Annotated in this window: 10 protein-coding genes; 3 read left to right on the forward strand and 7 right to left on the reverse strand. The window is 36.1% G+C overall.

Annotated elements, in window-relative coordinates; all coding sequences use genetic code 11:
* Positions 1-52 precede the first annotated feature (52 nt).
* Together AC5YDH_RS14335 and AC5YDH_RS14340 are read right to left on the reverse strand one after the other, a co-directional pair.
* Complete coding sequence (locus AC5YDH_RS14335; protein WP_496116183.1) at positions 53-985, reverse strand: IS5 family transposase; 933 nt, start codon at positions 983-985, stop codon at positions 53-55.
* 7 nt (positions 986-992) lie between these two features.
* The gene (locus tag AC5YDH_RS14340; protein WP_496120464.1) at positions 993-7,349 is read right to left on the reverse strand and encodes a cadherin-like domain-containing protein; all 6,357 of its coding nucleotides are present in this window, start codon (positions 7,347-7,349) and stop codon (positions 993-995) included.
* Positions 7,350-8,150: 801 nt separating this feature from the next.
* On the opposite strand from AC5YDH_RS14340, the gene AC5YDH_RS14345 reads away from it, so the two are divergent.
* Positions 8,151-8,840: a cupin domain-containing protein gene (locus AC5YDH_RS14345; RefSeq protein WP_496120465.1), complete on the forward strand. Its 690-nt coding sequence runs from the start codon at positions 8,151-8,153 to the stop codon at positions 8,838-8,840.
* A 97-nt stretch (positions 8,841-8,937) separates the two neighbouring features.
* Here the strand turns inward: AC5YDH_RS14345 and AC5YDH_RS14350 are convergent, their stop codons facing one another.
* From AC5YDH_RS14350 to AC5YDH_RS14360, 3 genes are read right to left on the reverse strand one after another with little or no spacing between them, the layout of a single operon-like run.
* The gene (locus AC5YDH_RS14350; protein ID WP_496120467.1) at positions 8,938-9,810 is read right to left on the reverse strand and encodes an MBL fold metallo-hydrolase; all 873 of its coding nucleotides are present in this window, start codon (positions 9,808-9,810) and stop codon (positions 8,938-8,940) included.
* A gap of 3 nt (positions 9,811-9,813) precedes the next feature.
* On the reverse strand, positions 9,814-10,230 hold the full coding sequence (locus AC5YDH_RS14355; RefSeq protein ID WP_496120469.1) for a DUF6691 family protein: 417 nt from the start codon (positions 10,228-10,230) through the stop codon (positions 9,814-9,816).
* A gap of 1 nt (position 10,231) precedes the next feature.
* Positions 10,232-10,648: a YeeE/YedE family protein gene (locus AC5YDH_RS14360; RefSeq protein WP_496120471.1), complete on the reverse strand. Its 417-nt coding sequence runs from the start codon at positions 10,646-10,648 to the stop codon at positions 10,232-10,234.
* Positions 10,649-10,771: 123 nt separating this feature from the next.
* Here AC5YDH_RS14360 and AC5YDH_RS14365 point away from each other — a divergent pair, with 123 nt between their 5' ends.
* The gene (locus AC5YDH_RS14365; RefSeq protein ID WP_496120472.1) at positions 10,772-11,083 is read left to right on the forward strand and encodes a metalloregulator ArsR/SmtB family transcription factor; all 312 of its coding nucleotides are present in this window, start codon (positions 10,772-10,774) and stop codon (positions 11,081-11,083) included.
* A gap of 298 nt (positions 11,084-11,381) precedes the next feature.
* Here AC5YDH_RS14365 and AC5YDH_RS14370 read toward each other — a convergent pair whose 3' ends face one another.
* On the reverse strand, positions 11,382-12,101 hold the full coding sequence (locus tag AC5YDH_RS14370) for a fimbrial biogenesis chaperone (RefSeq protein ID WP_496120474.1): 720 nt from the start codon (positions 12,099-12,101) through the stop codon (positions 11,382-11,384).
* Positions 12,067-13,407, reverse strand: coding sequence for a fimbrial usher protein StbD (gene stbD / locus AC5YDH_RS14375; protein ID WP_496120476.1), 1,341 nt, complete (start codon positions 13,405-13,407; stop codon positions 12,067-12,069). Before stbD ends, AC5YDH_RS14370 begins: the two co-directional genes overlap by 35 nt.
* Positions 13,408-13,610: 203 nt before the next feature.
* Here stbD and AC5YDH_RS14380 point away from each other — a divergent pair.
* A partial coding sequence (locus AC5YDH_RS14380; protein ID WP_031978715.1) for a transposase occupies positions 13,611-13,828 on the forward strand: 218 nt, incomplete at its 3' end.

A 13,828-nucleotide genomic window follows, 5' to 3' on the forward strand; every position in this document is an offset into this window, starting at 1 on the left:
GGCTTTGTTGCATAAAGGCTTGAAAGGCTGAGCTCCCCTAGGTGAGCCAAATTTAAGAGACAACTTGGGTATGAGGACGACCTAATTCTGTGAATTTATTCAAGACTGCCATGCGTGCGTGGATCTCATTCACCTGACTAGGAAAACTCCTTGCTGTTAATTTATCGCCTAATAATTTGATGCAATGCATCTTCGTTTCAACCAAACTCCGACGGTGATAACCAGACCACTTTTTCCAAAGCGATCTACCTAGACGTTTGACTGTCTTTAATAACTCGTTCCGCTCGATAGACCTCGCTTGCTGATCTTTCCAAGGCTTTGCATTTTTCCTCGGTGGAATGATCGCATGTGCATCTCGATCTAAAATGACTTGTCGGCAATGCTTTGTGTCATAAGCACCATCTGTATAAACAGAATCAATTTTCTCATCCAAGGGAATTTGAGAAAGTAAATCTTCAAGTACTTGAGAATCACCAACATCATTTGTAGTGAGCTGTACAGCACGTATTTGAAGAGTTTTAGCATCTATAGCAATATGCAGCTTACGCCATTGACGACGATATTCAGCCCCATGTTTCTTGCATTTCCATTCACCTTCACCTAGAAACTTCAAACCAGTAGAGTCTACGAGTAGATGCAGACCATCACTACTTTTTTCATAGCTAATCGCAATATCAATATGTTTTTGTCTTCTGCAAAGCGTAGTGTAATCCGGCGCTGTCCAATCTAATCCAGAGAGTTTAATCAGACTTTGAACAAAACCTGTGACCATACGTAAAGAGAGTCGAAATAGAGATTTGATCATTAAGCAGCATTGAATCGCTGTATCGGAGTAGGTCTGATTTCGACCTTGCTTGCCTTGTGATTGTGCATACCACTGGGTCTTTGGATCAAACCAAATGGAAATATTACCCCGGTTGATTAAGGCTCGATTATAGGATGACCAATTGGTTGTACGATAGATTTTAGGGGCAGGTTTATTCATTTTGAAATTATATTGCTGAATAAGCCTTCCATGCTAGGTTTGTGCAACAAAGCCCATCTGGATCAAAGTTTTCAATTGAACGATCATAAACAAAGTTTAAATTTTTTAAATCAGACTCATATGAATATATATGATCGCCATTCATGGTTAAATCGGCAGTTTTATCACTATTTACTATATTTTCATCATGGTTAGCATTCGCTGCAGCACCATCCGTATCCATTGGTTTCCAATGACTACTATCATTACCGTCTGTTTTCTCAATCTGCTCTAGACGTTCAGCAACAGGTGTTACTTTGATAGTTAAATTAAGATCCTTAGTAACAATATCAACATCACTGCCTTTAGTATCTGTTGTTGTAACCTTAACTTGAAGGTCTTTTAAATCTTTACTGCTATGAGCAGGTGGTAAAATTTTGAATTGACTTAGAATTTCTTCACGCTCGATTTCAGTTAAACTACTATCAAAAGTAATAATATATTTTCCATCAACACCATTACCAATGAACGACCACCCCGAGGTAGCATCAGGTGCAGTAACTTTCCAACCATTCGGCACGTCAAAACTTACTTCATTAATAACTTCGCCATCTGTACTTGTCGCAGCTGCCCCTTGCTGAATCGTGTCCGTTACTTTTAAACCCACCAAGAAAGCAACAGCCGTATCTTCTAAAGTTTGAACATTCGTAATTTGAACATCACCAGCCACTGGTTTAACTTCAAGATTAATGATCACCGAGTTATCGCTTAAATCTTTCTCCGCAATTGGTGTGCCACATTTCGCCCCATCACTGTCTGTATCTTCTGCATTGATAGTGACTTTAATGCCATTAATATTTTGACTTTGGTTTTCACCACCAGCAATTTTGATATCTTTAAAGCTATTTTCATCACCCGTTTGGCCATTTAAGCCCGTTTTAGCAGCAATGATGACTGATTGTCCTAGTGCTAAGTCAACCCATTCTTCCCCATTAAACACTCGAATTGTTCCACCCGAATTTGCTGGGTTCTCAATTGTAATCGAATGCTGTTCACTACCATCTAAATCATCAAATTGAATATTGGTGATCTCTTTCAGATTGACCGCATAATCTTCAGAAATGCTAACCGTTGCTTCTGGGATAGACTTAGATTGATCATAAACAACCTGATATGCTTTTTGAGCTTGATCATTTTGCGTATTTTGAGCATTCCCCTTAACAAACTCGGCTGTACCAGTCATTTTAGTTTGATCAAAAGTTAATGCTACGTTATCGGTTACCGCTCGTACAGTGACTTGAATCGTTTCCGAACTAGTTGCACCAAGTCCTTTAGCATCGTCAGTTAAATCATCTGGTGTTGAACCCACACCCATAGCATTTTGATCAATACGACCTGCTGCATCTACCTCATAGCTCGTAACGCTAACATCTACTTCAAAGTTCTCATGACGATTCACACCCGGCTGTGCTTGAATAGCCTCATACTGCTCAACAGTCAAATAGTTAACATTTGAATCATTCAGCTGAATGTCTACGACATGTGATCCATGTAATGTGCCATCGGTATTGACCAAAACAATTGTGTAACCACCAGAACCATTTAACATTAATGGCTTGTTGTTACCATCAACTAAAATCGCACCAGTATTTGGATCTCCCGTACCTAATACAACCGTTGTTGTACCAGCAGCAGACAATGTTAAGGTAATTGCACCTAAACGCTCAGGCTGATCTCCAGTTTTTGTACCATTCTGATCATTGTTATCTAAAATTTGAGGTGTTTTTAAGCCTAATTTAAGCGTTGTATCTTCTGGTGTACATAAAACTTCAGTGCTTGTTGTTAATAATGGTGGATCATTTGAAATAGGATTAACAATAACTTCAACGGTATAAGTTTCAGAACTTCCATTATCATTAGTTGTCGTATAGGTAAATTTATCTGTACCACTAAAATCTTTATCTGGCGTATAACTAATCGTACCATTTGGATTTACTACAGCCGTACCATGTGGTGTTTTTGATCCGCCATCAATAGTGGTATTATTTTGCGTTGCATCAGCATTGGTATGAATAGTATTAGTCGATTTTTCACCAGATGGTAAATATAAATCTTCGTTAACTTCTATTTTTTGAACTGTTTTTGAATCTGGATGGTCATCTTTCACCACAACATTAAATGAACCATTCACGCTATCGCCATCAGCGTCCGTAATCTTAATTGAATCAAACGCTAAATCGAACTGATCCGAGCTACCATGCTTAAATGCATTATGTAAGGTAAATTTATACTCAATCTCACCTTGAGCATTAATCGTTAATGTCACTTCAAACAGCGTTGTATTACCTGTTTTAGCAACAAGATGATGACCATCAGCAGAAAGCGTCACGTCAAATGGTTGCTCAGTCGTTTTACTCCAATCTTCTAAAGTATCTTTCGTTGCTTGAGTAAATTGCGCATCTTTTCCTGAGCTATTATCTGCACCCCAACCAACCTGTAAAACTCCTGTGGCAGTGGTTTTAGTCACATCTGTGGCACTACCAAATGTTAAGTATTTTTCGTCTAAAACAATGGTTTCACCATTTTTGACTAAAATCGGACTATCATCTTCAACAGTGACATTGATCTTGCCATTGGCACTCGCACCATGCTCATCTTTCACTTGATATGGCACATTAAAGTCTAAAATATCTTCAATGTTTTTATCTGGATGATCGACTGGACCATGTAAAGTAACCGTATACTCACCCGTTTTACTATCAAGTCTAAGTTCGATGACTTTATTGTCATTCACAGAACCTGTTACCGTATTCGTAGCAGAATCTAAAGTCCATACAACAGGCTGACCATTGCTGGTTAATTTTTCTTCTGGTTTGCCAGTTAGCGTATAAGTTAACTCTGCATCTTTATCAACATCCGTTACACTGATTTGACCTGTAAAGACTGCTTCATCGGTGCTATCCGTAGTACCATTATTATCTTTAATACCACCTATCAAACCTTCTTCTGAAACAACAGCTTTAGCTTCTGTATTGATGATCGGTGTATCGTTTTGACCCGTAATATAAATATTTAATTCCGCTTGACTAGTATCACCATCTGCATCACGTATAACGTAAGTAAATTTTTCAGTAAATTTTTCATCTTTATTTAGCTTTTGCGCTTCATCATTTAAAGTATATGTATACGTTCCATCTTTATTAACTTCTAGAGTGCCGTATATACCTTTAATAGAAACAGTTGTACTCTCTTTAAATTCTGTACCAGAAACTGATACTAAAACTTGACCTTCTGCACCGATGTTACCGTCACCGTTCCCCTTTGTATTATCGTTATCATTTTTTAAAATATTACCAGTAACAGGCTCCGCATCTTCTATAATACTGTTGACATCATCCACCGCAATTGGACTATCATCTTCAACAACTACACGTATAAAATTACTAGCAGATTGCCCATATTGATCCTCGACCTTATAAGGAACAATAAAGCTTAACGCATCTTCAAAAGTTTCTTCGGGATGATCAATTGGTGCATGTAAAGTAACTGTATATTTACCTGTAATACTATTCAACTGAATCTCGATTACTGCATTACCATTCGCAGTACGACCGACCACAGTATTCGTAGTTAAATCTAAACTCCATTCAACCTTTTCACCTAAACTTGTTAGTTTTTCTTCTGGAGTATCTGTTAATGTATATTTATATATAGCATCAGGTTTAGGAGCATTTGGAGCTGCAATAATTTTCCCTACAGCAACGTTACTGTCTGTGCTGTCTGTAACACCTTGAGTATCTTTAATTCCACCAAGCAAGCCTTCCTCGGATACAACTGCAAGTGCTTCCGTACCAATTTCCAAAGGATCATTTCTTCCTTTAACTGTAATGGTTAGATTTGCTACACTTTCATCACCATCGGCATCACGCATGGTATAAGAAAATATCTCTTGTACAGTATCCTGATCAGTTAATTGCTGAACTTCAAATTTGGTATTATCTAAAGTATAGGTATATGTACCATTTTCAAAAATTTTAAGTTGTCCGTATGGCGTCTCTACTATTTGTACACCGTGTTCTATTTCTTGCACAGTATAATTAGAGCCTGTATATTGAATACTTACCACCGTAGCATGATTATCTGCACCAACTTTATCATTATTTAAAACATTACCATTTAGTATAGAAAGATCATCTTCAATTAAAATAATTTCTTTGCCGTTAATATCTTCAGGAATATCATCAAATGCTATCGGACTATCATCCTCAACGGTGACATTGATCTTGCCATCGGCACTCGCACCATGCTCATCTTTCACTTGATATGGCACATTAAAGTCTAAAATATCTTCAATGTTTTTATCTGGATGATCGACTGGACCATGTAAAGTAACCGTATACTCACCCGTTTTACTATCAAGTCTAAGTTCGATGACTTTATTGTCATTCACAGAACCTGTTACCGTATTCGTAGCAGAATCTAAAGTCCATACAACAGGCTGACCATTGCTGGTTAATTTTTCTTCTGGTTTGCCAGTTAGCGTATAAGTTAATTCTGCATCTTTATCAACATCCGTTACACTGATTTGACCTGTAAAGACTGCTTCATCGGTGCTATCCGTAGTACCATTATTATCTTTAATACCACCTATCAAACCTTCTTCTGAAACAATAGCTTTAGCTTCTGTATTGATGATCGGTGTATCGTTTTGACCCGTAATATAAATATTTAATTCTGCTTGACTAGTATCACCATCTGCATCACGCATGATGTAGTTGAATTCTTCTTCAACCAACTCACCTTGCTTTAAGGCTTGTACTTCTTGCTTGTTATTGTCTAAGGTGTAAGTATAACTACCATCTGTATGGATGGTTAAAGTACCATACTTACCGTCTACAGTAGTTTTACCATCAACTAAAGACTTACCTTTAATTTCAGTCACTTGTGCATGACCATCTGCACCTACGGCATCATTATCGAGTACATTACCTGTAATTGGCGCTGCATCTTCCATAATATAGTTGACATCATCCACAGCTATCGGACTATCGTCCTCTACAGTAATGGAGATTTCACCACTCACCAAACCACGCTGACTATCCGTCACTTGATACGGTACCTTAAACTCTAAAGTATCTTCTTCTTTTTGATTTTTATGATCAACTGGACCAGATAAAGTAACCGTATACTCGCCCGTTACACCATTAAGCTCAATTTTGATTATTTCAACATTATTTGCAGAACCTATAATAGTATTATTAGTAGAGTCTAAAACCCAAGTAACAGCGTTACCATTACTTGTAATTTGTTCATTTGGAATATCTGTTAACTCATACTGAAGACCTGTATAAGAAGTAGTATCACCAACTATAATTTTTCCATTCTTAGTACTACTATCAGTAGTATCTGTATTACCTTTTTCATCAGGGTTAGCACCAACTAAACCTTCTTCAGAAACAATAGCTAAACTTGTTGTATCTATAGACTTAATAGTAATAATTTCTTTTGCTGTTGCTGTCTCACCACGTTCATCTTTAATTACATATGGAAATTCAACAATACCAGTAAAACCAAAATCAGGTATAAATGTAATAATCCCATTATTATCAATTACCACTTTACCATTTGGTACATCAATTTCTGTATTAGGTACATTCGGTTGACCATTAATACTAGTAATTTGAATTGTCTTACCATCTAAATCGTAGTCTTTATCTAAAGGATTTAAAATAATAGGTGTGTTTAATTCAGTCTCATACACATCATCAATTGCGAATGGAGGACGATTCAAATTATTTTCTATATTAAATAAATTATTACGATCAGTTGGGTTGGAGAAATCATTAATAATCGGTGTGGCCACTGCTACACCCTGAACAGTTAAATTCACACGATTTAAGATTAATGGATTAACACCATCAGCAACGGTATCTTCACCAATTCTTGCCAACTGTACAAAATGGTTACCACCACCACTCTCATCCCCAAAAGTATCGGCTGCAACTTCCACATAGTCTTTACCAACACGCTTGAATACTCGTCCATCATCTAAACGAATAATATTGGCATCTACAGCCTCAACAACATTTTGATAATCTGTTGCGAAATTTTCAATTTTTTCTAAATCAGAGATTTTATTTGATGTAAGATCATGAAATAATTCACTATTTAAATACAACTCACCATTGTAATCTTTTAAGTCACTACCTTTAATTTTAATAATACGACCATTTTTGAGTTGAATAACAACTAGACTTTCTTGTGAAAAAACAAGTTTTGTGTCTGATGGTAATTTAATTAAGCCGGATAATGATTTAACTTCACCCAACTTATTTTCATATACAACATTACCTTGAACAGCAATAACTTTCACAAAATTAACCATAGAACTGATACACCCAAAATTACATCAACACAATCGACTCTGAAACTCCATATAAGAGAAGAATCAATTTCTTGATCAAATTTTAACATAACATTACAAACAGTAGATTGGATTAGTTGAACCTTACCGCTTTAAAAGAGCAAAAAACAAATGTGTAAAATTACTTTCTTAAAATAAATAAAATAATTTCAATTGCTTAAAATTAACAATTCAAAAAAACAAGTGACTATTTTTTGCACCATGGTCTTATTTAATAAAAATATTAAGTGAAACTTAACTGTAATTTTATGTAAACTAACCAGTATCACATAGGATTACTAAACCCTAGGATTATTCCATAATTCATTTTTCACTTAACTTTAAATCGCTTTAAATAATGTTCGTAATTCAAAAGTCTTTGTAATTGACTGAATTACTCCCCTAATAAACAGCTTCATTTAACCTATGCCAATGGAGCATTTGCGACTAAATCCACAGAATCATGGATTTAAAATCAGCATGCAAACGTGATTCATCAATAAAAAAGCAAAGCCTTAGAAAAATAAAAATTTGAGATTATTAGAGAAATTATTTTTTAAAACAGCGAGATGCTATAAAAAACAATCTAAAAATTATCGTTATAATTTGATAAAAACCAAAATCGATTACATTAAATATTACTAAGCCACACCTACCTTCAAATAAATAAAGTATAAGAAAATTTTAACTTCGTACTCATTAAACACTTATATGTATAACCAGCAAAATTTTAGACTTACATCTATGCTAATCTTATTATTCTTGCTATAAAAAATTCTCTATATGCATATCCATGCTGACTTCTCAAAACCAGTAATCATCACACCTCAAGACTATCGATGGGTCAAATCCCCTAGTGGTGAAGTCAATCGTATGATGCTTGATCGAATAGGTAAGGAAAAAGCACGAGCAACAAGCCTCGTGAAATTTGCACCAAAATCTCAGTTTCCTAAGCATCATCACCCTCTAGGCGAAGAAGTATTGGTGCTATCGGGTGTTTTCACTGAGGATGCAAAACATCATTATCCTGCTGGCTGGTACATGCGTAATCCACACCAATCAGCACACCAAGTATCTAGTGAAAGTGGTTGTAAAATTTTCGTTAAACTCATGCAAATGACAGAGAATGAATTAGAACCGACTCGCATCAATACATCCGATCCAAATAACTGGATATTGAACCAAGGTCGGCATATTTGTCCTTTGTTTGAGTCAAAATTTGAAAAAACTTTTTTAGAAAAGTTGGAGGCGCATCAAAAGTTTGCTGAGAGAAAAGAAAAAGGCATCGAAATATTAATTATTGATGGTGAATTATTTTCCGATTCAAATATCTATCCTGCAGGAACATGGATACGCTTACCACAAAACTGTGATTTACAATTATCTGCAACTTCTGCCACAACAATTTATGTCAAATCTAAGCATTTACAATATGCTACTGATGTTTGGGAAAATAATGAGGCTCAAGAGTAATTCTATCGAATTTGTACACATCAAGATATTCATATTGATGGTTAAAATAAAATAGCACTAACCCATTAAAAATAGGTTTAGCGCTATTTCACCGTTATTATTGATTAAAATAATTTAATGGTAATTTCAAATAAGAAACTCCATTTTCCTCAGGTTCAGGAAATTGACCTGCTTTCATATTAATCTGAATTGATGGCAAAATTAGTTTTGGCATACTTAAAGTCGCATCACGTTGATTGCACATTTGCACAAATTCAGCTTTTTTTGTGCCATTATGAATATGAATATTGAATGTTTTTTGATGCTGAATATCAGTTTGGCAGATATATTCATCACGCGTTTCAGGCAAATAATCATGACACAAAAATACACGGGTGTTTTCAGGCAATTTATACAACCTTTGTACCGAGTCAAATAATACGTCTGCACTACCACGAGGGAAATCACAACGTGCCGTACCATAATCTGGCATAAACAAAGTATCCCCTACAAACACTGCATCACCCACCACATAGCTTAAACATGCAGGTGTATGCCCCGGTGTTGGAATGTTATAGGCATCTAACGCACCAATTTTAAAATACTCATGATCATCAAATAAATAATCAAAAGGTTGTTGAGCATTAAATTGCTTAATGTCTAAGTTATAAATCGCACTAAAGGTTTCTTGTACCAAGGCAATTTTATGACTCATAGCAATTTTGCCACCGAGTTCTAACTTCAAATACTGCGCAGCAGTGAGATGATCTGCATGCACATGGGTTTCTAAAATCCACTCAACACTTAAACCTTGTGCTTTAACATAGGCAATAATCTGATCTGCATGTGTGGTCGATGTAGTTGCAGATGCCGAATCATAATCCAAAACACTGTCGATAATGGCGCAGTATTTCGTTACAGGATCACTCACCACATAACTAAAAGTATTGGTCGCTTGATCAAAAAAATCCTGAACTATTGCTTGTTGCATGATTTATGCTCCAGACCATTTACGATGAATCAAAACACCTGCAAGCATTGCCACAATAAAATACAACACTTGATAATGACCTAAGCCAATAAGAGTAAAACTTGGCGCTGGACAAATTCCTGCAATGCCCCAACCTACACCAAACATTAACGCACCTATGATGAGCTTTGGATCAATTTTATTGTTGCTTGGTAACTCAATCGGTTCATCAAATACTGTTTTGGGTGCGGCACTACGCACCGCTTTTTGGAATGGAATAAATGCCACCGCAATTGCACCCATCATCACAAAAGCAAGACTGGCATCCCAATTGCCAAACAAGTCTAAAAAGTCGATAACTTTTTGTGGATTCGACATACCTGATACCATTAGGCCTACAGAAAAGAGCGAACCAAAAATAAAGGCTAAAATATTTTTCATCTTAGAATGCTCCGATCAAGTGACGAACCACATATACCGTGACAAAACCAGCAAACATAAAGGTCATAGTGGCAACAATTGAACGCTTTGATAAACGGCTGATGCCACAAATACCGTGACCACTGGTACAGCCTGAACCTAAACGTGTACCAAAACCAACCAAGAGACCAGCAATAATCATCATTAGTGGGCTTGCCGCTAATACAATTTCAGGTTGTACAAATAGACCGTAAACAAAAGGCGTAATGATTAAACCTGACAAAAACCAAATTGCAGGGGTTTTAAAGACGGTTTGAATATTTAGTACCTGACCAATTAAACCACTAATACCTGCAATACGACCGTGAACATAAAGATAGCCCACCACTGCAATGCCTAGCAGTGCACCGCCAATAAACGCAATCAGAAAATCATGCATGGGAAAATGCCATTAACAGTATTTAAACTTATATTATATAATCAAATATATTAATCAAGTGATTTTATGTTATTATGCGTGAAATTTCACAGTTTTGCCTTTTAGGAATTCAGGACACTGTCTATGAACATCTCTATCGACAACTTAAAAATTGAATTTACCCAGGTAGATACCGTTTCAAATTGTTTGAAAGTTCTCTCAAACCCTGACCGTTTAAAAATTTTATGTGTGTTAATCAATGGTGAATTAAATGTCCAACAAATAGAAGATTGTACAGACATTCATCAACCCTCTTTATCACAGCAACTTACGGTGCTTCGCAAAAATGAAATCGTCTCGACACGTCGTGAAGGTAAGCAAATTTTTTACCAATTAAGCGATCCAAAAGTACTGGGAATTATGCAAACCTTGTATCAATTGTACTGTCAGGAATAAATACATATCTTATGCCGCGCATGCATTGCTTCGTCTATTAACCGCAATTAAACATGTGGAACTCATTCAGCTCATGGCACAAACTGAAAGCCACCTTGTATCATCACAATTTAAAACAGTTTAGCCCACTATGAAGTATTGAATGGGTTTTGAGAAAATTGAAGCTTTTATTTAATTAGTTTCATAGACAAGTGTACTTAGTTCTCGTCTTAGTTTTTTTCAACACCCATTAAAATAATCTATACCCTTAAAAAGCGAATACATAAGCCCAATCTATCTATAAAAGCGATATTTTTAACTATTTAATACTGACCTTCATCGGCCATTGATTACCCAAATCATTAACGACATTAAACTCAATAAAACTATTTACATTGAGCGTAGATTTTAATTCCAAAGCATACTTATTCTTTGCCAATATCATAAAATCATTAAATCGTTTGCCATCTACATGTACGCCAACAAACGTGATATTCCATGGCGTAGGATTATTAATTAATAATGTTTTCCCTTGTTTCGTAAATTGAAGCTTGTGTAATTCTTCTTTTGTTGGTGCTTGAACTTGAGTTGGGCGAACAAACAATTTTAATCGCAGCCTTAAAGGTAAAATAAGGCGCTGTTGATCAGGTTTCATTTTTTGTATTGCAGGAATTTGTAATATATTTAGCCAATAAATACTTTCTTTATCTTCTGCTATTTTAAATACATCTGGCAAAATAATTTTTACATTACGTTGCTCTTGGGCTTCTAACTTAAATATCGGATTAATAACAACTACTGGGACAATAATGTTTTCTGGCGCTATAGTTGGATCACCATCATCTATCCAAATTTGTACTAACGCAGGCTTATCTGTCGCACTATTAATCAAATTAAAAGAAGTACTTACTTCACCTGTCGGAATAATGACTCGAGTACGATCTATATTGACAACGGCTTGCGCCCATTGACTAGAAATAAATAGCAAAACAAAGACGATATTTTTATTGAAGGCTAACCAAAACTTGTAGCTGCGCATTAACTTCTCCAGGGGTAACAGTTTGCCCACTAATTTTTTCTAAAGACGCAATAAAAGAACCTGAATACAACGTATTATTATCAATATTTGCACCAATATTGCTTGTAAGAGTAGTGAATCCATACCAACCATTTGCATTACCAGTATAGTTAGCACCTGCACCAGCTGTATAAGAAGTACTTAGTAGATTAATAGCTGAGCCAGTTTTTGAGCTATAAATTTTAATTCCTACACCTGAAGCTTGACTGGGTGAACCATACTTACTATCAAGCAACATGGTTAAGCCTGTTGAACCACTAGTTAGACCCAACTTTCGTGCAGATGCAACTGCTGTCGCATTATTTACTAAAAACCCAATCGCTAGTTCAGGAGTTGAATTACTTGAAGCTGTGCCAGATTTTGCATTACTTTCACACGTTAAAGAAATATTAAAATTTTTCTGGGATGTATTCCCTGCATCTAAGGCAACAATCGTGGTTGTTGGAAAGAGCACATAAGAAGGATAATCACTTAAAGTACATATAGCCCCTCGAACAAAAGTCACTGAACTATTAAAAAGTCCCCAAGCGCCAGGCCAATAAGCATACCAACCGCCATATTGAGAAGCACTATCAGCACCAACGGATAATGCACTACTTAGTCCACCTCCTTGGAAAGCCGTATAGCCAAAGGGTTGACTCCAAGCATACTTATAACGAGTAGCAGCATTCGCATAATAAGTAGTACTGTTAATTTTAAACAATTCCATAGTTATGCCACTAAAGGCTTTAGCGGGTACATAAATATAGGTACCATCATTAAATAAATCTTCAGTATCTAATGCCCTACGCTTCCAGTAACGACTAAAATATTCTCCAGTTCTTACATTCGTTAAACGAAATGCTATATTTCTTACAAAACTGTAGTATGCATCATTAACTTCTGAGGCAAGATACATACCAGCATAAGGACTATCTCCATTCGTTGCATAGTATTCATATAGGCTATTTGCATCACTAAGAGCACACCGAAATAGAACTTGGTTTGCTGAATATCCGCCGTTATAACCACCTGTTAAAAAGCTTTTTGTACTACTTGCCAACAGAGTGCCCGATGGTTGGATAGAAGAACTACCACTAATTGAAATTGTATTTTGAATACCCATTGGGCCATCAGCAGTATCTGTAGATCCAGACCAAGAGGCTGCTGTATAACCAGCGGCTATTGCTTTTGCATCGACTGTAGGACTTAATGATATTGTTCGAATACAAGCAGCACAAACTGATGTCCCATAGCATAATAGTATTAATAAATATAGAAACCGCATATTAATTCTCCATTATGCATGTTATGTTCATCTGGTTTAAAATATTTTTCGTATTGACCTTAGCTATACTGTAAGGGATCTGACATGTTTGCTCTTCTGCAAACTGAACTTTTAAAATACCTTTTTCTTTATTAAGATGAACATAGAACGGTTTTGTTGCACAAACCTATCTGTAAAGGGTTTTTCAGCGATATAATTTTCAAATGAAGAAGCCTACACACAAAATCTACCGCACAACCAATTGGCCCGCATATAACCGAGCACTCATGAGTCGCGGAAATATTGCCATTTGGTTTGATCCTGCTACGCAATGGTATGCGCCATCAAAAGGCAAACAAGGGCGAAATCAAACCTACTCCGACGCAGCCATCCAATGCTGCTTAATGATTAAATCCTTATTCCGTCTGTCTTTACGTATGGT

The organism is Acinetobacter sp. FY683 (genome assembly GCF_059515885.1).